The sequence below is a fragment of the Agromyces solani genome (assembly GCF_058349925.1).
Window position 1 is genome coordinate 852,573 of the sequence record NZ_JBYRER010000001.1, and the last position, 19,587, is coordinate 872,159.

The 19,587-nt window shown below is 72.7% G+C and carries 19 protein-coding genes and 1 tRNA gene; 9 read left to right on the plus strand and 11 right to left on the minus strand.

The genetic code is table 11. The features are described from left to right. Positions 1-73: 73 nt before the first annotated feature. On the minus strand, positions 74-1,927 hold the full coding sequence (locus tag AC3RJ7_RS03930) for a helicase-associated domain-containing protein (RefSeq protein ID WP_491454518.1): 1,854 nt from the start codon (positions 1,925-1,927) through the stop codon (positions 74-76). Positions 1,928-1,936: 9 nt separating this feature from the next. Continuing rightward, positions 1,937-2,212, minus strand: coding sequence for a multidrug ABC transporter ATPase (locus AC3RJ7_RS03935; protein WP_491454519.1), 276 nt, complete (start codon positions 2,210-2,212; stop codon positions 1,937-1,939). A gap of 112 nt (positions 2,213-2,324) precedes the next feature. Here AC3RJ7_RS03935 and AC3RJ7_RS03940 point away from each other — a divergent pair, with 112 nt between their 5' ends. After that, positions 2,325-2,705 carry a cold-shock protein gene (locus AC3RJ7_RS03940; protein ID WP_491454520.1) on the plus strand — a complete coding sequence of 127 codons (381 nt, stop codon included), beginning with the start codon at positions 2,325-2,327 and terminating at the stop codon, positions 2,703-2,705. Next, the gene (locus tag AC3RJ7_RS03945; RefSeq protein ID WP_491454521.1) at positions 2,698-3,387 is read left to right on the plus strand and encodes a DUF3027 domain-containing protein; all 690 of its coding nucleotides are present in this window, start codon (positions 2,698-2,700) and stop codon (positions 3,385-3,387) included. Before AC3RJ7_RS03940 ends, AC3RJ7_RS03945 begins: the two co-directional genes overlap by 8 nt. On the opposite strand, the gene AC3RJ7_RS03950 is transcribed toward AC3RJ7_RS03945, so the two are convergent. Continuing rightward, complete coding sequence (locus AC3RJ7_RS03950; RefSeq protein ID WP_491454522.1) at positions 3,351-3,626, minus strand: DUF2530 domain-containing protein; 276 nt, start codon at positions 3,624-3,626, stop codon at positions 3,351-3,353. The two genes, AC3RJ7_RS03945 and AC3RJ7_RS03950, sit on opposite strands and share 37 nt — an antisense overlap. A 3-nt stretch (positions 3,627-3,629) precedes the next feature. Then, positions 3,630-4,745, minus strand: coding sequence for a phosphoserine transaminase (serC, locus tag AC3RJ7_RS03955; protein ID WP_491454523.1), 1,116 nt, complete (start codon positions 4,743-4,745; stop codon positions 3,630-3,632). A 71-nt stretch (positions 4,746-4,816) separates the two neighbouring features. Between serC and AC3RJ7_RS03960 the strand changes: the two genes are divergently transcribed. From AC3RJ7_RS03960 to AC3RJ7_RS03975, 4 genes are all read left to right on the plus strand, one after another. After that, complete coding sequence (locus AC3RJ7_RS03960; RefSeq protein WP_491454524.1) at positions 4,817-5,509, plus strand: iron-dependent transcriptional repressor DtxR; 693 nt, start codon at positions 4,817-4,819, stop codon at positions 5,507-5,509. Between the two features lie 229 nt (positions 5,510-5,738). Next, the gene (locus AC3RJ7_RS03965) at positions 5,739-6,596 is read left to right on the plus strand and encodes a C40 family peptidase (RefSeq protein WP_491454525.1); all 858 of its coding nucleotides are present in this window, start codon (positions 5,739-5,741) and stop codon (positions 6,594-6,596) included. Between the two features lie 360 nt (positions 6,597-6,956). Next, positions 6,957-7,454, plus strand: coding sequence for an HNH endonuclease (locus AC3RJ7_RS03970; protein ID WP_491454526.1), 498 nt, complete (start codon positions 6,957-6,959; stop codon positions 7,452-7,454). A gap of 234 nt (positions 7,455-7,688) precedes the next feature. Then, positions 7,689-8,399, plus strand: a complete 711-nt coding sequence (locus AC3RJ7_RS03975; RefSeq protein ID WP_491454527.1) for a CHAP domain-containing protein — start codon at positions 7,689-7,691, stop codon at positions 8,397-8,399. 22 nt (positions 8,400-8,421) lie between these two features. Here the strand turns inward: AC3RJ7_RS03975 and AC3RJ7_RS03980 are convergent, their stop codons facing one another. After that, positions 8,422-9,459 (minus strand): lactonase family protein, encoded by a 1,038-nt coding sequence (locus AC3RJ7_RS03980; RefSeq protein ID WP_491454528.1) that lies wholly within the window; start codon positions 9,457-9,459, stop codon positions 8,422-8,424. 264 nt (positions 9,460-9,723) lie between these two features. Here AC3RJ7_RS03980 and AC3RJ7_RS03985 point away from each other — a divergent pair. Next, positions 9,724-9,798, plus strand: a tRNA-Arg gene (locus tag AC3RJ7_RS03985). Positions 9,799-10,116: 318 nt separating this feature from the next. Here AC3RJ7_RS03985 and AC3RJ7_RS03990 read toward each other — a convergent pair. Then, on the minus strand, positions 10,117-13,542 hold the full coding sequence (locus AC3RJ7_RS03990) for a DEAD/DEAH box helicase (RefSeq protein WP_491454529.1): 3,426 nt from the start codon (positions 13,540-13,542) through the stop codon (positions 10,117-10,119). Between the two features lie 90 nt (positions 13,543-13,632). Continuing rightward, on the minus strand, positions 13,633-13,905 hold the full coding sequence (locus AC3RJ7_RS03995) for a hypothetical protein (RefSeq protein WP_491454530.1): 273 nt from the start codon (positions 13,903-13,905) through the stop codon (positions 13,633-13,635). A gap of 132 nt (positions 13,906-14,037) precedes the next feature. On the opposite strand from AC3RJ7_RS03995, the gene AC3RJ7_RS04000 reads away from it, so the two are divergent. Next, the gene (locus AC3RJ7_RS04000; protein WP_491454531.1) at positions 14,038-15,120 is read left to right on the plus strand and encodes an ATP-dependent DNA ligase; all 1,083 of its coding nucleotides are present in this window, start codon (positions 14,038-14,040) and stop codon (positions 15,118-15,120) included. A gap of 29 nt (positions 15,121-15,149) precedes the next feature. On the opposite strand, the gene AC3RJ7_RS04005 is transcribed toward AC3RJ7_RS04000, so the two are convergent. Further along, positions 15,150-15,665: an Lrp/AsnC family transcriptional regulator gene (locus AC3RJ7_RS04005; RefSeq protein WP_491454532.1), complete on the minus strand. Its 516-nt coding sequence runs from the start codon at positions 15,663-15,665 to the stop codon at positions 15,150-15,152. 146 nt (positions 15,666-15,811) lie between these two features. Between AC3RJ7_RS04005 and ald the strand changes: the two genes are divergently transcribed. Beyond that, on the plus strand, positions 15,812-16,909 hold the full coding sequence (gene ald, locus AC3RJ7_RS04010) for an alanine dehydrogenase (protein WP_491455224.1): 1,098 nt from the start codon (positions 15,812-15,814) through the stop codon (positions 16,907-16,909). Positions 16,910-17,208: 299 nt separating this feature from the next. Here ald and AC3RJ7_RS04015 read toward each other — a convergent pair whose 3' ends face one another. The 3 genes from AC3RJ7_RS04015 to AC3RJ7_RS04025 are packed head-to-tail and all read right to left on the minus strand — an operon-like array spanning position 17,209 to position 19,587. After that, positions 17,209-17,523 carry a metal-sensitive transcriptional regulator gene (locus tag AC3RJ7_RS04015; RefSeq protein WP_491454533.1) on the minus strand — a complete coding sequence of 105 codons (315 nt, stop codon included), beginning with the start codon at positions 17,521-17,523 and terminating at the stop codon, positions 17,209-17,211. After that, complete coding sequence (locus AC3RJ7_RS04020; protein WP_491454534.1) at positions 17,520-17,828, minus strand: rhodanese-like domain-containing protein; 309 nt, start codon at positions 17,826-17,828, stop codon at positions 17,520-17,522. Before AC3RJ7_RS04020 ends, AC3RJ7_RS04015 begins: the two co-directional genes overlap by 4 nt. 28 nt (positions 17,829-17,856) lie before the next feature. Next, on the minus strand, positions 17,857-19,587 hold the full coding sequence (locus AC3RJ7_RS04025; protein WP_491454535.1) for an FAD-dependent oxidoreductase: 1,731 nt from the start codon (positions 19,585-19,587) through the stop codon (positions 17,857-17,859).

Sequence of the window (19,587 nt, forward strand, 5' to 3'; positions counted from 1 at the left end):
ACGCCCGCTCCGTGCGAGGCCGGCCGGTGCGGATGCCTCGGGCTCGTGGCGCCGGGCGGCGCGACCCGCTCGGCTACAGCTCCGACGCGGGGGCGGGCGCGACCGCGGCGATCGCGGACAGCGGCAGCGTGCGCTCGATGTCGGCCCTGTGGTCGCGGGCGCGCAGGCGGCCGTTCGCGACGCTCGCCGGTGCGAGGAGGTAGTCGGCGGTGTCGCCCCCGGGCATCCTCACCGTCACGGTCAGCACCTCCTTCGAGCGCGCGGCCGCCTCGAGCTGTCGGGCGAGCCAGGCCTGCTCGGTGCCGTCGCCGCCCTGCGCGGCCTCGAGCCGGTCGAGGAGTGCCGCGACGGGGTCGGCGCGCGGCGCGACGACGGGCGCGGGCGCGAGCCGGTGGCGCTGCAGCCGCACGATCTCGCCCTCCGCGTCTTCAGCGGCGACGGGGTACTTCGCGTCGGAGAGCGCCCAGAAGACGACGTCGGGCGCGAATCGCGTCAGGAGCCGGTGCGGGCCGGTGCGGCGCAGGGCGAGCGAGGCCAGCGCCTGGTCGACCGCGAGCGTGCCGACGAGCTCGGGGTCGTCGGAGCGGATCGATGCCTGCGCCGGCGCCTCGGACTCCGCGGCGGCGGAGACCCGGACGGCGCCGAAGCGTTCGGCCGCCTCGGAGACGAGGTAGGCGAGCGGCTGCGGGATGCCGGTGAGCGAGATCGACGACAGGAAGTCGAGGATCGTCTCGGCGCGTTCGCCGCCCGCGAGCGCACGGTTCACGGATGCCGCGCTCACGCGATAGGTCGAGGCGAGGTCGCGGGCTTCGACGTCGGCGATGCCGCGGAGCCGTGCATCGAGTTCGGGTTCGAGCGGGCCGGGCGCGACGATCGAGAGGTCGTGCTGGAGGTAGACGCGGTCGACCTGCGCGGGGAAGTGCGCGGCGACGAGGTCGGCGGCCCGATCGAGGTCGCCCGCCAGCACGAGACGCGCGGCCTCGACGGGTTCGCCCGAGACGGCGAGTCCGAGCGCCTCGGCCTCGTGGAGCAGGCGCTCGAGGCCGTCCTCGAGCCAGACGCCGCCGGCAGGGTACAGCCAGCGCACGTCGTCGCGGAGGGCCCCGGAGGTGAGGGGTTCGCTGCGCCGGGTGACGAGGTCGCGCAGCGTCTCGGGGATGCGATCGCGCCAGCACGACGCGAGCAGGAGCCAGCGGCCCCGGGCCGATTCCATCGACCAGGCGGCCCCCCGGTCGGATTCGAGCCAGTACGCTCCGTCGCGGACGACGAGTCCCGCCTCGTCGGCGCGATGGAACAGGCGGGGGAGCGCCTCGAGCGCGGTGCCGCTCGCCTCGGCGAGCCGCTTCGAGTCGGGCAGTGCGAGACCGCCCTTCGCGAGCTCCCGCGCGGGCTGCGCGCCGAGGGCCGCGAGCAGCTCCGCGGTCGCCGCGACCGTGGCGTACGCCGCGTCGGACGAGTGGCGTTCGAGCAGGCTGCGATCGACCGGGTCGTCGCCGACGAGCACGGGGGGAGCCGGGGCGGCGAGCTCGGCGGCCGTCGGCAGGTCGACGCCCAGTCGGGGCACGAGCCGCGTCGCGACGCCCGCCGGCACATGCACGTGGTCGCCCTTGCGCACCACGAGGAGCGACTCGGCGAGGCGGTCGATGATCGGCTCCGCGGCATCCACCGTGGAAGCCGGTGCGCCGAGCTCAGCGAGCGTGCGTCGCACGTCCTCGACCGTCGCACCCGGGTCGGAGGCTGCGGCGAGCACCGCCAGCCGGTGCCGGTCGAGCCGGGCGATCGCCCGATCGACCGAGTCGGGTGCGAGCAGGGTCTCGGCGAGATCGAACAGGTCGTTCACGCCCGAGGCGTCGAACTCGCGCGTCCGGAGGGCTGCGGCGAGGTCGTCCCGTGGCAGCTCGCGAAGTCGTCCGGCGAGTTCGAGCATCGTCTCCGCTCAGCTCGATCCGGCCCGGGCTTCGCGGGAGCGACGCACCGCATTGACGATCAGGAGCGCGATCAGCAGGAGGAACGCGATCGGCAACCCGAACCACGGGAACATGATGACGAACGGCCAAGCGCCCCGGCTGAAGCCGTCGTCGGCGGCGGCGCCTGCGGCGCTGCCGATGATGACGGCGAAGAACGCGACGATCGAGCAGCCGATGATCGCCGCGAACATGACGGCCAGGATGCGTTCGGCGCGATGTTCGGTGATAGGGCCGGAATCGCTCACTCGTCAAGGATAGGGCAGCGGGGCCGCGCGTGGGTCGGCGGGACTCTAGACTGGAGGTTGAACGGCGCGTTGCTCTCGGCGCGCCGTGCGACGTATAAAGCGAGGTTCTGCGATGCCCACCGGCAAGGTCAAGTTCTACGACGAGGAGAAGGGGTTCGGCTTCATCAGCTCTGATGACGGCCAGGAGGTCTTCCTCCACGCTTCCGCTCTTCCCGCCGGCGCGACCGTGCGTGCGGGCTCGAAGGTCGAGTTCGGCATCGCCGACGGCCGGCGCGGGCCGCAGGCCCTCTCGGTGCGCGTCGTCGAGACGCCGCCGAGCCTCGCGAAGATGAATCGCCGCTCGGCCGACGACATGGCCGTCGTCGTCGAAGACCTCGTGAAGTGGCTCGACGCGGCCGGCAGCGACCTCCGTCGCGGCCGCTACCCCGACAAGGCGCGCGGCCGCCAGATCGCGGCGCTCCTGCGCAAGGTGGCTGACGAGCTGGATGCCTGAGCCGCACGAATCCGAGACGGCGGTCGACGAGACCGCCACCGAGGCGACGGTCGAATCGGCCGGGCCCGACGCCATCGCCGACGAGGTGCTCCTCGCCTCCGCCGCACTCGCGCAGCGGGCGCTGCTCGAGGTGACGGCGCCCGAGACGGTCGGGTCGGTCGTCGGCCACGTCGTCGAGGGCGAGCACGTGCTCACCCTGCAGTTCGCGGCCGACCTCGCGGGCTACCCGGGCTGGCACTGGAGCGTCACGATCGCCCGCGTCGACGAGTCGGAGCCCACGGTGCTCGAGACCGAGCTCATGCCGGGCGAGCGCGCGTTGCTCGCGCCCGAGTGGGTGCCGTGGTCGGAGCGGCTGGCCGAATACCGCGCCGCGCAGGCCGCGGCGGCCGCAGAGGCGGCCGAGGCCGACGACGAGGAGTTCGACGAGACCGCGGTGGACGACGAGGTCGACGACGACGAGGACGAGCTCGACGACGATGAGGACGAGCTCGACGACGACGAGGACGACGAGGGTCTCGACGGGGAGCTCGAGGGCGACGACGCCTTCGACGGAATCGACATCGACGCGCTCGACGAGGCCGACGTGCAGTCCGGCCATGACGGCGACGTCGATGACGGCGTCGACGGGCCCGATGCCGAGTCGGCTCAGGCCCTCGAATCCGGCGAGCCCGCTCGCGACTGACGCTCGCGACGCCGCATCGTCTGCACGACCGCGAGGCCGATGAGGCCGAGCACGGCGCCGACGGCCGCTGCGGCGACGAGCCAGTCGAGACCCGCGGCCTCGAGCCGGTCGCGGGCCACGAGGCCGACGCCGAGCAGGGCGACCCAGCCGAGCGTGCCCGCGAGGAGGGCCTTGCGGGCGTCGGCCCTGGCCGGCGCCGGATCGGGCCGGCGCTCGCTCTCGCTCAGCCAGAGCCGCACCGGTCAGCCGATCTGCTCGAGCACGTGGTCGATCGAGGCGATGAGCGCCCGCACGTCGTCGGGCTCGATCGCGGTGAAGGTCGCGATGCGCAGCTGGTTGCGGCCCAGCTTGCGGTACGGCTCGGTGTCGACGACGCCGTTCTCGCGGAGCACCTTCGAGATCGCCGATGCGTCGATGCGCTCGTCGAAGTCGATCGTGACGACGACCTGCGAGCGGTCCGCGGGGTCGGCGACGAACGGCGTCGCCACCTCGCTCGCCTCGGCCCACCGGTAGAGCAGCGACGACGACTCCCGCGTTCGGGCATCGGCCCATGCGAGCCCGCCCGAGGCGTTGATCCAGTCGATCTGGTTCTCCATGAGCAGGAGGGTCGCGAGTGCCGGGGTGTTGAGGGTCTGGTTGAGCCGCGAGTTGTCGATCGCGTTCTTGAGCGACAGGAACTCGGGGATGTAGCGGTCGGTCGCCGCGAGGCGCTCGACGCGCTCGATCGCGGCGGGCGAGAGGATCGCGAACCACAGGCCGCCGTCGGCGGCGAAGTTCTTCTGGGGGGCGAAGTAGTAGACGTCGAACTCGCGCGCGTCGACGGCGGCGCCGCCCGCCGCGCTCGTCGCGTCGATGACGGTCAGGGCGCCCTCGTCACCCACGACGCGGGTGACCGGAGCCTGCACGCCCGTCGACGTCTCGTTCTGCGGCCACGCGTACACGTCGATGCCCGCGGCGGCTTCGGGGCGTGCGCTCGACCCGGGGGCCGCCGTGCGGACGTCGGGGGCCTCGAGCCACGGCGCCCCCGCCGCCTTCGCGAACTTGGCGCCGAACTCGCCGAACGAGGCGAGCTGCGCGCGACGGTCGATGAGGGAGGCCGACGCGGCATCCCAGAACGCGGTCGAGCCGCCGTTGCCGAGCACGACCTCGTACCCGTCGGGCAGCGAGAACAGCTCGGCCAGGCCGGTGCGCACACGACCGACGAGGTTCTTCACGGGCGCCTGCCGGTGCGAGGTGCCGAGGATGGCCGGACCGAACTCGGCGAGGTGCGCGAGCTGCTCGGGCCGCACCTTCGACGGACCGCAGCCGAAGCGTCCGTCGGCGGGCAGCAGGGAAGCGGGGATCACGAGGCTCGGCATGCGACGAGTCTAGCGAGAGGGTGGCGGCCGCTAGGCTTGATGACGGGCCGCGACGCAACGGGAGGACACGCGTGACCGATCTGATCGACACCACCGAGATGTACCTGCGCACGATCCTCGACCTCGAAGAAGAGAACATCGTCCCGCTGCGTGCGCGCATCTCCGAGCGGCTCGGTCACTCCGGTCCGACGGTCTCCCAGACCGTCGCGCGCATGGAGCGCGACGGGCTCGTCGTGGTGACCGGCGACCGCCACCTCGAGCTCACCGAATCCGGCCGGTCGAAGGCCGTGCACGTCATGCGGAAGCACCGGCTCGCGGAGCGGCTGCTGGCCGATGTGATCGGGCTCGAGTGGGAGTACGTGCACGACGAGGCGTGCCGGTGGGAGCACGTGATGAGCGAGCAGGTCGAGCGTCGCATCATCGAGATCCTCGGCAACCCGAAGGAGTCGCCGTACGGCAACCCGATTCCCGGGCTCGAAGAGCTGGGCCTCACCCCGGCCGACCCGTTCCTCGCCGGCGTCGTGAGCGTCGTCGAGTTCGTCGCCGATCGCGACGAGCCGGTCCGCGGCACGGTCCGGAGGCTGGGTGAGCCGGTGCAGTTCGACCCCGAACTGCTCGGCCAGCTCAAGCAGGCGGGCATCGTGCCCGGCGCCGCCGCGACCTTCAGCCGAACCGGCGGGTACGTGCTCGTCCGGGTCGACGGCGCCAGCGGTGCGCTCGAGCTCCCGACCGAGGTCGCGAGCCACATCTTCATCGCGGAGTGATCCGGTTCTCGGCGCTGATCGGGTGATCTTCGACGCGCCGTGATCAGAATGTGACATTCGGGCGGCACTCGCGTACCCTCGTACGAGTCCGTTGGCGAGAAGCCCGCCGGCGGTCCAAGGGTCGAGACGCCTCCCGCGTTCCACCGCTCGATCCGGTACCCGTGAAGCGCCGCGTGCGCAAACAGGTGGAGCGGCACCCCCGTGCCGCGGGGCGACGGAGGTACACGTTTTGGCTCGACTCTCACGGCGTCGGCTCGCGAAGAGCCGCACCCGCGGGGCCGCGACGAAGGCGATCATCGCTTCGAAGCCGGCCCAGAATCCCCCGACCACCCCAGACCTGGCGAAGGCCGTCGCAGCGAAGCCGCTGCCGTCGACCCGTCCGCTCCGGCGAGGCGGCGTGGCGAACATCCTGGTGATGACCGTCGCGGCGGGCATCGTCGGCACCCTTGCCATCCCGGCCTATGCGATCGCCCCGGGCAGCATCGGCCCGCAGTTCGGCGAGACCGACGCGACCAAGCTCTCGAAGGCGCAGGCGCAGACCGTCGAGGTCACCGACGACGTCATCGCGGCGCCCGTCACCGAAGACGGCTACAAGACGGTCACGGGCGAATCCATCCGTGCCGCCGAGCGCGCTGCGGCCGAGGCCGAGGCCGCCCGCATCGCCGCGGAGAACGCGATGGCCTCGTACGCGGCGTCCTACGACGGACCGAGCGCGTCCGACCTGCTCGCGAACCCGCCGTACCCGAACTTCGACCTCGCGAGCGTGTACGACGTGGCCACCCAGTACATCGGCGTGCCCTACGTCTACGGCGGCGCGACGCCCGCCGGTTTCGACTGCTCGGGCTTCGTCATGTACGTCTACGCCCAGTTCGGCGTCAGCATGCCGCACTCGTCCTCGGGCCAGGGCGCCATGGGCACCGTCATCTCGGAGGCCGACGCGCAGCCCGGCGACCTCGTGATCATGGACGGCCACGACGGCTTCTACGCCGGCAACGGCATGATCCTGCACGCACCGTACGAGGGCGCCTCGGTGCGCGTGCAGCCGATCTGGACGAGCGACTACTACATCGTCCGCATCGGTATCTGAGCGATGAACGGCGTGTGACCACACGCGGACGACGGCGCGCCGGGAGTACCCGGCGCGCCGTTCGTGTTCTACCCTGAAGCCCTGACGACTCCGAGAATCCGAGCAGGGGGAGGGCGATGGGAAGCCGGCGCAGCATCCATTCCACGGATGAGCGCGCGCACTTCGACCATCGGCCGAGCAGTCAGCCGAGTACGATCCGGGCGAGCACTTCGACGGGCACTGTCTTCATGACGGTGCCCGTTTCTCGTTCTCGGGGCGTCGGCTGCACCGCCACCGCCGGTTCGGCCCTGAGGGCCGACGAGGGGTCGCCGAACCGTCCACGCGGCTGGAAGCCATCCAGCACCGAACGAAAGGCCCCCCATGCGCACTCTCGTGCTCAACGCCGGATATGAACCGCTCGCCGTCGTGTCGTTCAAGCGCGCCCTGCTGCTCGTCATGAACCAGAAGGCCACCGTGCTCGTGCACGAGGAGGGCAATCCGGTGTGCGCCGCGAGCGGATCCTGGCAGCGGCCCAGCGTGATCCTGCTCACTCGCTACGTCCGCGCACCGCGAGCGCACCGCGTCCCCGTGACCCGGAGGGGCGTCCTGCGCCGCGACGAGCATCGCTGCGCCTACTGCGGTCGCAGTGCCGCGACCATCGACCATGTGCTCCCGCGGTCGCGCGGCGGGCGCGACACGTGGGAGAACCTCGTCGCCTGCTGCCTCCGCTGCAACAACGTGAAGAGCGACCGGACGCCCGCCGAGATGGGATGGGAGCTGCGCTTCACGCCGAAGATGCCGAACGGCCGCAGCTGGGTCGTGCGCGGCGTCGAGCGACCGATGCCCCAGTGGAACGAGTTCCTCGCCACCGCCGCCTGAGACGACCGCTGCACGCCGCCGCGGGACACGCGGGTGCCCGCGTGCGCGCCGTCGTGACAAAGGCCCGCGGCGTGCCCTAGGGTAGGTCGGGTGCGGAGCCGCCCCCGAGAACCCGAGCACGGTCGTCGTGCTGCCGAGGCGCCGGTCGCTCCGCGAGCATCTCGCCGGGCCGGGGCTTCGAAACCGGCGAACGCCGCGTCGACCACGACCCGCCCGCGGGATCGACGGCTCCGCGTGCTCTCGACGATCCTGATCGTTCCGGCGATCGTCGGCACGGTCGCGCTTCCGGCCTACGCGATGGTTCCGACCGGCACCGAGTTCGGGGCATCCGGTGATTTCAGCCGCACGGTCGCGGAGGCGCAGGGTCTCTCGGTCGCGGCCGAGGCGAGCGACGCACCCATCACCGCCGACGGCTACGCGGTGACGACGAAGGTCGAGATCGACGAGGCCGCGCGGCTCGCCGCAGAGGCCGAGGCTCGCGAGTGGGCGTCCGAACTCGCGTCTCGGGGCAGCGGCGAGTACGCCAAGCCCAAGGTGCGCGCCCAGGGCGACGACTACCCCTGGTGGGACCAGTTGCCCGACGACTACGGCGGCGGCCTCTCGCCGCTGCGCTACTACTACCGCGAGTGCGTCGACTTCGTCGCCTGGCGACTCAACCGCGACGCGGGCGTCACGAGCGCGCCGTGGAAGTGGGACTGGTCGAACCTCGCCTCGGGCAGCGCCTACGCGTGGGCCGACGAGTGGGTCGCGCACGGCTGGCCGACCTCCTCGACCCCGGTGGTCGGTGCGGTGGCCTGGTTCCCGTACAACCACGTCGCGTACGTGCAGTCGATCAACGCCGACGGTTCGGTGAACCTCGAGGAGTACAACCAGAACTCCGATCACTCGTACCACCGCCGCACGATTCCGGCTGGCGACGCGCTCTACCTCTACCCGCCCGTCTGAGCCGACGGCCCGTATCGGGGCGCTACGGCACCCGCGCCAGGCAGGCGGGTGCCGGCGTCGCGAGCGTGGTGACGACCTCCACCGGGAGTCCTTCCGCGTCGAGTGCGACGATCGCGATCGAGTCCGACCCCTGGTCGGCGACGAGGGCGAAGCGCTCGTCGTGCGTGAGCTCGAGGTCGCGCGGGTGGCGCCCGCCGGTCGGAACGGTCGCGACGAGCTCGAGCGTGCCGGCCGAGGGGTCGAGGCGGAGTCCGCGCAGCGCGTCGGCGTCGCGGTCGCCGATGAGCACGATGCCGCCCCGGGTGAGGCGGATCGCCGAGCAGCCGAGCCCGCGCGCCGGAGTCTCGGGGCCGATCGGGAACCAGCCGAGCTCGCGGCCCTCGACGAGGTCGATCACGCTCGCGGTGCGGTCGAGCTCGTTGGCGGTGATCGCGAGGTCGCCGGTGACCACGAGGTGGCGGGGCCCCGCCCCCGCGTGCAGCGCGATGTCGTCGCCCGGCGCGTGGCCGAGTGCCTCGGGCAGGCCCGCGAGCCCGATGATGCGGACCCGGTCGGCGCCGAGGTCGGGCACGAGCAGCCGGTCGCGCGCGGTGTCGAGCACCGCCTGGTGGGGATGCGACGACTCCTGCCGGGTGGTGTCGGGGCCGGTGCCGACGAACTCGGCCTCGAGGATCGAATCGCCCGAGGCATCCGGTGAGACGTGGTGGACCGTGAGCCGGCCGCCCGAGTAGTTCGCGGCGAACGCCAGCTCACCGGACTCGTCGAAGGCGATGTGGCAGGGGTCTCCCGAGGCGGCGCCCGGCTTGCCGAACGCGGCGAGCCCGTGGCCCTCGAGCGTCCAGGTCGAGACGCGCCCGTCTTCGAGCTCGTGCACGATGCCGAGCACGCCGTTGGCCGGCGAGATGGCGAGGAACATGGGATTCTCGCCGACGTCGACGGAGTCGCCGAGCGTCGCACGGCCGTCGGCGTCGACGTCGAGCGGGCGGATCCCCGCGGCCGGCGACCCGAGCGCCCCCGTCGTCGAGGCACCCACCCAGAACCTCGTCGTGCGATGCGCCATCCGTCCGCCTTTCGCGGCCGAGCCGCAACCCGGCGCGCCCGCTGCGCGCCGCCGACCACGTTACCGGAGCGACGCCGATCGGCATCCTGCTGGAGGCCGGTGACGTCGGCGGTCGCCGATCGCGTGACGACATGGATCGCGAGGTGCTGGCACGGCATTGCGATGCCGGTGACATGCGGCGCGCCATCGCCGAGCAGGGCTCCGCTGCCCGAACGGTCATGCCCGGACGGAGACCAGCCACCGCAGGAAGTAGACTCGGACGGCGCCCTCGTAACTCAGGGGATAGAGTGCCGACCTCCTAAGTCGGAAGCGCAGGTTCGAATCCTGCCGGGGGCACCATCACGGTGCGGCGCCGCCTCGAATTCGGGACGATCGGCACGTGTCGTACCCCGGATCGGGGTACGACACGGGATAGCATCGAAGGACTTCGCGACGCGGCGGCGGCGATGATTCGGGTTCATCGTCTCCTCGTTACCGCGGCAGCGGAGTGCGACGTGGGAGGAGCAGGGGGCGAACGCTTCTTCCTCGCCTATGCGACGCGCGTGCCTTCAGGCGTGCGCCGTCGGCGGGTTCACGACCTCACCCGCGTGGGGCCGTCGACGGCCGGGCCGGTGATTCCCCCTCACCGGCCCGGCGGCACAACCCATCGGGTGGCGCTCACGGCTGGATGAGCCCGCGGAGGTCCTCCGCCGTCAGGGTCGTCGCGAACAGCTCCTCGTCGTCCATGACCGACGAGACGAGCGCGGCCTTCTTCTCCTTGAGCGCCATGACCTTCTCCTCGATCGTCTCCTCGGCGACGAGCCGGTACACCATCACGGTGTTCGCCTGGCCGATGCGGTGCGCCCGGTCGACCGCCTGCGCCTCGCTCGCGGGGTTCCACCACGGGTCGAGCAGGAACACGTAGTCGGCCTCGGTGAGGTTGAGGCCGAAGCCGCCGGCCTTCAGGCTGATGAGGAAGACGGGAGCGCCGCCGGTGCGGAACCGATCGATGACCTCGCTGCGGCGGCGGGTCGCGCCGTCGAGGTAGGCGTACGGCACCCCGGCGGCCTCGAGCCGCGCGGCCGCGAGCTGCAGGAACGACGTGAACTGGCTGAACACGAGCGCGCGGTGGCCCTCGGCGACGACCTCGTCGAGCTGTTCGAAGAGCGCGTCGAGCTTCGCCGACGGCACGTCGGCGTACTGCTCGGAGTCGATGAGCGCGGGGGAGAGGCTGAGCATCCGCAGCAGCGTGAGCGACCGGAAGATCGTGAACCGGTTGCGGTCGAGGTCGTCGATGAGGCCGAGCAGCTTCTGCCGTTCGCGCTGCAGGAACGTGTCGTAGATACGGCGGTGCGCGGGGTCGAGCGCGACCGTCAGCACCTGCTCCTGCTTCTCGGGCAGCTCGGGTGCGACGAGTTCCTTCGTACGGCGCAGCACGAGCGGCCGGATGCGGCGGCGCAGCGTCGCGAGGCGCTCGGCGTTGCGATCGTTCTCGATGGGGCGGCGGTACCGCTCGGCGAACGCCCGCGCGGAGGGGAAGAGCCCGGGGGCGACGATCTTCATGAGCGCCCACAGCTCCATGAGGTTGTTCTCGACGGGCGTGCCCGTCACGGCGAGCCTGAACGGCGCACGGATGTCTCGGGCCGCCTGGTTGGCCTTCGAGTTGCCGTTCTTCACGAACTGGGCCTCGTCGAGCACGAGCCCGGCCCACTCGGGCTCGGCGAAGGCCTCGGCGTCGAGGCGCAGGATGGCGTAGCTCGTGACGACGAGGTCGGCGCCCGCGATCGCGTCGGCGAGCCGGACCCGGCTCGCCGCCTGCGTCGTGGTGACGGTCGCGACGCGGAGGCCCGGTACGAACCGTGCGGCCTCGCGCGCCCAGTTCGACACGACCGAGGTCGGTGCGACGACGAGGAACGGCGGCTCCGAGTCATCCGCCTGCTCGCGGGCGTGCGCGACGAGCGCGAGCGTCTGCGCGGTCTTGCCGAGGCCCATGTCGTCGGCGAGGATGCCGCCCAGCCGATGCTCGTAGAGGAAGGCGAGCCAGCGGTACCCCTCCAGCTGGTAGGGGCGGAGCTCGAGCGCGAGGTCCGCGGGCGGCGGGACCGGGTCGATCCGATCGAGCGAGCGCAGTCCGGCGACGGTCTCGCGCCAGGACACGGCGGCCTCCGACTCGTCGGCGAGGTCCTCGAACTCGCTCCAGAGCGCCGTCTGGGTGCGGTGGATCGCGAGTTCGCCGGTCTCCCACTCGTCGAGGGAGCCCGCCTCCTCGAGCAGTTCGCGCAGCGGTGCGAACACCTCGTGGTCGAGCGACAGGTAACTGTGGTCGACGAGCAGGAGCTTCTTCTGCCCGCGCGAGAGCGCCCGGAACAGGGGGCCGAACGGCACCTTCTTGCCCTCGACGGTCACGATCACGCCGAGGTCGAACCAGTCGGTGCGCTCGCTCTCCACGGCGGTGACGGCCAGCCTCGGCGCCTCGGTGAGCTCGCGGTACTCGGGCGCCTCGCCGACCTCCTCGACGCGCAGGCGATCGACGTCCCGCAGGCGGGGCAGCACACGCGTCGAGAACTCGGCGGACTCGATGCCGCGCAGCACGGTCGTCGGACGCAGCGACGGCTCCGAGCGGGCGTCGCGCGCGGAGTTCCGGAGCAGGGGCGCTCCCGCGGGCTCGTCCGCGGCCACGGCGGCCGCCGCGAGCGCCGGCCGGCGCTCGCCCGCCGGGTCGTGGAACTCGGCGTCGGGCACGTCGAACGGCAGGCGGCGGCCGCCGTCCGCCTCCCACTCCCAGCCGACCCGGAGCACCTGGCCCGGTTCGTGCGTCAGCGTCACGACGAGCGTCGCCGGCGGCAGCTCGGGGAGCTCGACCGACGGGTCGGCGCTCGAGATGCGCAGGGAGCGCGCGAGCACCGGGTACTGCTCGCGGGTGAACGCCGCGACCTCCTCGGCGGGAACCACGATGGGGTCGCGACGCCGCATCGCTAGCCGGGCGGCCGGGCGCAGCGGCGCCGCGAGGGGTGCCAGCACGATGCGCCCGACGGCGAAGTCGAACGCGTAGACGCCGTGATCGCCGATGAGTCGCACCCGTCGGCCGGGGAGCCGTTCGCCGTCGATCGTGACGCTCGACGCGAGTTCGAGCGGACCCCCGCCGTCGGGATCGTTCGCGCCGGCATCGCCGTCGCCCCCCGTGCGCGCTCCGCCGTCGTCACCGCCGCCGTCACGGCCCTCGTCGCGGGCGTCGCCCGCGGCCCGACGCACCTCGAGGCCGATGTCGGCGGCGCCCGCCATCGCGACCTCCGTGCGGGCGGTCGTGCCGACGAACTCGATGCCGTGGTCGGGTGCGGTGGCGAGCAGGGCCCACAGGGTCGCACTCTCGTAGTCGTCGAGCGAGATCCACGCCGAGCCGTACTCCGCGAAGCCGGCGTGCCGCGCGCCCTTGAGCATCGAGAACTCGGCGAACCACCGCGCCTGCCGCGGGTCGAATCCGCCCGCGCGACCTTGGAAGCCGACGTTCTGCCAGGTGAGGTTCGCCTTGATCCAGCCGCCGCGCGCCCCGCGCGTCACCGGGCGGACGGCGAGGCGCTCGACGGCGTCCTCGTTCGTGGCCGGCTCGTCGCGAGCGGCCTGCCGGGGTCCTCCGCGCCGGGCGACCCGCTCGCGCAACTCGAACTGCAGCGCGAGGGGCTGGCGGGGAGCGGGGTCCGCCTCGGGCGTGCTCGCCGTGAGCGCGGTGAGCGCCGCGCGCCACTCGGGCTCGGCGGGGTCGGCGGGGGCCTCGGGCGACGGCGGGGCGTCGTCGAGGCGGTGGCGCTCGCCGGAGGCGAGCAGGACCGCGGCGACGTGCTTGCAGTTGCGGGCGACGGGGCAGGTGCAGGTGCCCGAGAGGATGGTCGTGCGCCCCGGGACGCCGAGATCGAGCCGGACGTCGACCCGATAGGGCGCGGGCGCGGTGCCGTCGACGACGGCCGAGAGGCGGAAGCCCGAGGCATCCCACGAGAGGTCGTGCACCGCGCCGGCGCGCTCGACGGTACGCCCGCGACTGAGGCTCAACGGGCCGACGAGACGGGCGATGGCGAGTTCCTCGACGAGTGGGAACGAATCGGCGGGCATCCGTCTATCGTCGCACTCCGAGCAGGCCCTGCGCACGACGGCCGGTGCACCGGCCGTCGTGCGGTCTCGAGGCTGTGACCCCGACCCGGCTCAGGTCCAGTCGACCGCGTGCATCCAGCCGGCGATGTACGCGCGCTGGTTCTCGTCGAGGTGGACGCCGATGCGCGGCGCGGGTCCGGGGTCGAGCTCGCACAGCTCGAAGATGCGGCGCACGACGACGGCCCGCAGCGGTGCGCCGAGGTCCTCCAGGATCTCGCGGCGCAGCGTGCCCTCGAGCATCGGCCACCAGATGCCGATCGCCGGGAGCACGAGGTCGGGGTTCCCGTCGCGCCGATGCACGGGCCGGTCGATGATCGAACTCATGTCAGCTCTCCTCGCGCCGACGTCGTCGTCGGACATTTACGAACGTAGGCGCGGCGGCGCCGCCGCACGAGGGATTGACCCCCCGCGCGGCGAGTGCTACCGCTCGCGGGCGGCCGGGTGCAGGATGGTCGGATGGACCTCCCGGTGATGCCGCCCGTCGCGCCCATGCTCGCCAAGTCGGTGAAGGAGATCCCCGACGTCGGGCACGTCGAGCCGAAGTGGGACGGCTTCCGCACGATCGTGTTCAAGGACGGCGACGAGGTCGAGCTCGGCAGCCGCAACGAGAAGCCGATGACGCGGTACTTCCCCGAGCTCGTCGAGGCGCTGCGGCGCGAGCTCCCCGATCGCTGCGTCGTCGACGGCGAGATCGTGCTCGTGCGCGGCGGCCGGCTCGACTTCGACGCGTTGCAGCAGCGCATCCACCCGGCGGCGAGCCGGGTGAAGCTGCTCGCCGCCGAGACGCCGGCCTCGTTCGTGGCATTCGACCTGCTCGCGCTCGGCGACGACGACCTGACCGGTACGCCGTTCGGGGAGCGGCGCGGCCGGCTCGAGTCGGTGCTCGCCGAGGCATCCGACCCCGTCTTCGTGACCCCGGCGACGGCCGACCTCGACGTCGCCCGCGACTGGTTCACCCGGTTCGAGGGCGCCGGCCTCGACGGCGTCGTCGCGAAGCCGCTCGACGGCACGTACCAGCCCGACAAGCGCACGATGTTCAAGATCAAGCACGAGCGCACGGCCGACTGCGTCGTGGCGGGGTACCGGTGGCACAAGTCGGGCGACGTCGTCGGGTCGCTGCTGCTCGGGCTGTACGGCGACGACGGCCGGCTGCACCACGTCGGCGTGGTCGCCGCGTTCTCGATGGCCCGGCGCGCCGAGCTCGTCGCGGAGCTCGCGCCGCTCGTCGCGACCGACCTCGCCGACCACCCGTGGGGGGAGTGGGCCGAGGCCCGGGCCGCCGCGCCGTCAGGGTCCGGCACGACCCGGATGCCCGGGGCGGTGAGTCGGTGGAGCGCCGGCAAGGACCTGTCGTTCGTGCCGTTGCGGCCCGAGCGCGTCGTCGAGGTCGCGTACGACCACATGGAGGGCGACCGGTTCCGCCACACGGCGCAGTTCCGGCGGTGGCGACCCGACCGGGATGCCTCGAGCTGCACCTACGCGCAGCTGGAGAGCCCCGACGGGCTCGACCTCGGGGAGATCCTGCCGCTCGGCGGTTGAGGCCGATCGGCCGGGTGCGCCGGTGCGCCTCAGAGCACCGCGCGGAGTCCCGCCGACATCGCGGTGTGGTGCTCGAACACGAGGTTCGTCTCGGTGAGGGCGACCGCGGGGTTGGCCGAGAGGTTCTTCAGCACGAACTGGCGCACGTGGTCGCTGTCGCGCACGCGCACGTGGATGAGGAAGTCCTCGGTGCCGCCGAGGAAGAAGAGCTGGGCGACCTCGGGCTCGCGGCGCAGCTCGTCGGAGATCTGCTCCATGAGGTGCCGGGCGCCCGGGCGGATGCGCACGCTCACGAGCGCCTGCAGGTGATAGCCGAGCGCGGCGGGGGAGATCTCGGCCGTGTACCGGACGATGACGCCGCGCTCGCGCAGCGACCGCACCCGCGCGAGGCACGTGGACGGCGAGACGCCCACGGCGCGGGCGAGCTCGACGTTCGGGATGCGCGCGTTCTCGTGGAGGAGGGCGATGATCTGCCGGTCGATCGCGTCGAGCGCGACCGCCGCGGGGTCGGCGCCGGGAGCGCTGATGTGCGGTGCATCGGTCATCGGGCGGGCGCCTTTCGCACGAATGAATGGTGTTCGTCGATTCTACCGAATGATCCACGGTGGATCTTTGATCGTGACGAATTTGCGGCGACAATGGTGCCGTCACCCCACATACCATTCGGCCAATGGCCAAGACGGAGCAACCCATGCGCATCGGCGTGCCTGCTGAGATCAAGAACAACGAATTCCGCGTCGCGATGAACCCCGCGGGCGTTCACGCGCTCACCCAGCGCGGCCACTCGGTCCAGATCGAGGCCGGCGCGGGCCTCGGCGCGGGCTACACCGACGCCGAGTACGCCGAGGCCGGCGCGACGATCGTCGCCACCGCCGCCGAGGCGTGGTCGAACGAGCTCGTGCTGAAGGTGAAGGAGCCCATCGCGAGCGAGTACGGCTACCTCCGCGACGACCTCACCCTCTTCACCTACCTCCACCTCGCGGCCGACCTGCCGCTCACGCAGGCGATCCTCGACTCGGGCGTCACCGCCATCGCGTACGAGACCGTGCAGCTCGCCGACCGCTCGCTGCCGCTGCTCACCCCGATGAGCGAGGTCGCCGGCCGACTCGCGCCGCAGGTCGGCGCCGCCGAGCTGCACGCCTCGAAGGGCGGCCGCGGCGTGCTGCTCGCGGGCGTGCCCGGCACCGCCCCCGCCAACGTCGTCGTCATCGGCGGCGGCGTCGCCGGCGAGCAGGCCGCGGCGACCGCGCTCGGCCTCGGCGCCGACGTCACCGTCTTCGACATCTCGCTGCCGAAGCTGCGCGAGATCGACGGCCGCTATCACGGCCGCATCAAGACCATGTCGTCGTCGTCGTACGAGATCGCCCGCGCGCTGAAGACCGCCGACCTCGTCGTGGGCGCCGTCCTCATCCCTGGCGCGGCCGCGCCCAAGGTCGTCACCGACGAGATGGTCGCCTCGATGAAGCCGGGCGCCGTGCTCGTCGACATCGCGATCGACCAGGGCGGCTGCTTCGAGGGCTCGCGCCCGACGACGCACGCCGAGCCCACCTTCAAGGTGCACGACGCGATCTACTACTGCGTCGCGAACATGCCCGGCGCGGTGCCCGCGACGTCGGCGCCCGCGCTCATCAACGCGACGCTCCCGTACGCGCTGAAGATCGCCGACCTCGGCTGGGAGGCCGCCCTCGACGCCGACCCGGCGCTCGCCAAGGGCCTCAACGCCACGGCCGGCAAGCTCACCTACGAGCCCGTCGCCGCCGCGCACGGCCTCGAGTACACGGCCCGCTGACCGACGAGGCCGGGCATCGGGGCGCCGCCGCGCACGGCCTCGAGTACACGGCCCGCTGACCGACGAGGCCGGGCATCGGGGCGCCGCCGCGCAGGGCCTCGAGTACACGGCCCGCTGAAGCCCATCGGCGCGGATGCCTCGGCCGAGGCATCCGCGACCGTGATCGTCACCCCTCGCAGCCGATCGGCCGCCACTGCACAGGCGGCCGCGAGGGGTGCACCACCGTCATCGCCGGCTCGCTCCCGGTCCGGTGGTGACCGGAGGCCCCTCCCGCGAACGCGGGAGGGGCCTCCGTCGTCTCAGGCGAGGCTGAGGAAGAGCCGCTCGAGCTCGTCGACGCCGATGCGTTCACGGGTGATCGCGTCGCCGTCGCCGACTGGTTCGTCGTCGGCCCCGCTGCGGGGCGCGGCTTCGTCGGCGAGGCATTCGCGCAGCGCCGTCGAGATGATCGCGAAGCCCGCCTTGTCGAGCGCGCTCGAGACCGTCGCGAGCCGCGTCACCACGGTGCGGCAGTCGGCGCCCGACTCGACGGCCTCGATCACCGCGGTGAGCTGGCCGCGAGCCCGCTTCAGCCGGTTGGCGATGCGCCGCTGCTCCTCGAGGGCGGTGCTCACGACGCACCGCCGAGCTCGACGGGCAGGCCCTCGCGGTACCAGCCCACGATGCCGCCGTCGATGTTCACGGCGTCGACGCCCTGCTGCTCGAGGTACATGACCGCCTGCGCGCTGCGGCCGCCGACGTGGCAGAGCACGTAGACGGTGCGGTCGCGGGGCACCTCGTCGAGTCGGGCGACGAGCTCGCCGAGCGGGATGTGGTGGGCGCCGTCGATGCGCGCCTGGGCGAGCTCGGCCTCGTCGCGCACGTCGATGAGGTAGGCGTCGTCGGTGGCGTGCACCTCGGCGGGGGAGAGGGTTCGCATTCGGGCTCCTTCGTCAGGGGATGGTCGGTCAGGCGGCGAGTTCGCCGTCTGCGGGTTCGGATGCCGCGGCCGCGGCCAGCTCGCGGGCACGCATGCCGTCGCGCCAGGTGAGGAAGCCGCCGTCGAGGTTGACGACGTCGTGCCCCAATCGCGCGAGCAGGCGCGCGGCGGTGTGCGCACCCTGGCCGACGCGGCAGTGCACGACGACGCGCCGACCGGCGAACTCGGCGTGCCGCTCGCGCAGCCCCTCGACGGGGATCCAGGTCGCGCCGGGGATGCGGCCCTCCTCGAGCTGCGCCTCCGCGCGCACGTCGACGAGCACGGCGCCGTTCGAGAGCTCGTCGTCGAGCTCGTGCCACTGGACGACGCGGTCCTCGCCGCTCGCGAGGTTGCCCGCGATGTAGCCGAGCTGGTTGATCGGGTCCTTCGCGTGGCCGTACTGCGGCGCATAGGCGAGTTCGAGGTCGGCGAGCTCGGAGGCGGTGAGTCCCGTCGAGATCGCCGTCGCGAGGACGTCGATGCGCTTGTCGACCCCGTCGGTGCCGACCGCCTGGGCGCCGATGATCCGGTCGGTGGCGGCGTCGACGACGAGCTTCAGCGACATGGGTGCCGCTCCCGGGTAGTAGCCGGCGTGCGACGCGGGATGCGAGTGCACGACGCGCACCGACCGGCCGTCGTCGCCGGCGCGCCGCTCGGTCCACCCGGTCGATGCGACCGTGAGGCCGGCGGCGTCCACGATCGCCGTGCCGAGCGCCGGACGAGTGGGGCGCGCCGTGCCGGCGATGACGTCGGCGACCGCCCGTCCGTGGCGGTTGGCGAGGCCGGCGAGCGGGGCGAGCCGCGCCGAGCCGTCGATCGCATCGCGCTGCTCGACGACGTCGCCCACCGCGAAGATCGACGGATCGCTCGTGCGGTGCGCGTCGTCGACGACGATGCCGCCGGTCGGGCCGATCTCGAGGCCCGCGTCGGCGGCGAGGCCCGATTCCGGCCGCACGCCCATCGCGGCGAACACGATGCCGGCCGGCAGCCGGGTGCCGTCGTCGAGCTCGACGTGGTCGCGGGCGACGCGGCGCACGTCGCGGCCGAGCACGATCGCGATGCCGTGCCGGGCGAGGTGATCGGCGACGGGGGCCGCCATCTCGGGGTCCAGGGCGGCGAGCACCTGCGAGCCGCGCTGCACGAGCGTCGTCGCGACACCGCGTCGCACGAGGTTGTCGGCGAGCTCGATGCCGATGTAGCCGCCGCCGATGACCACGGCCGGACCGGCGTCGGCGAGCGAGTCGAGGCCGGCCATGATGCCGTCGAGGTCGTCGAGCGTGCGCAGCACGTGGAGCGGCGCGCCCGGCTCGACGTCGTCGGGACGGCGGGGTGCTGCGCCCGTCGCGAGCACGAGCTCGTCGTACGCGACCGACTCGACGCGACCGCTCGCGAGGTCGCGCACCGCGACGGTCCGGGCGGCGGGGTCGACGGCGATCGCCTCGTGGTGCACGCGCGCATCGATGCGGAAGCGGGCGGCGAGCCGCTCGGGCGTCTGCAGGGCGAGGTCGTCGCGCTCGGCGATGATTCCCGACACGTGATACGGGAGGCCGCAGTTGGCGAACGAGACCGCGCCGCTGCGCTCGAGCACGATGATCTCGCGCGCCTCGTCGAGCCGGCGCAGCCGGGTGGCGGCGGACATGCCGCCGGCGACGCCGCCGACGACGACGGTCACGGGCGGGCGGGGGGTCGAGCGTGGGGCGGGGTCGTGGATCTCGTGCAC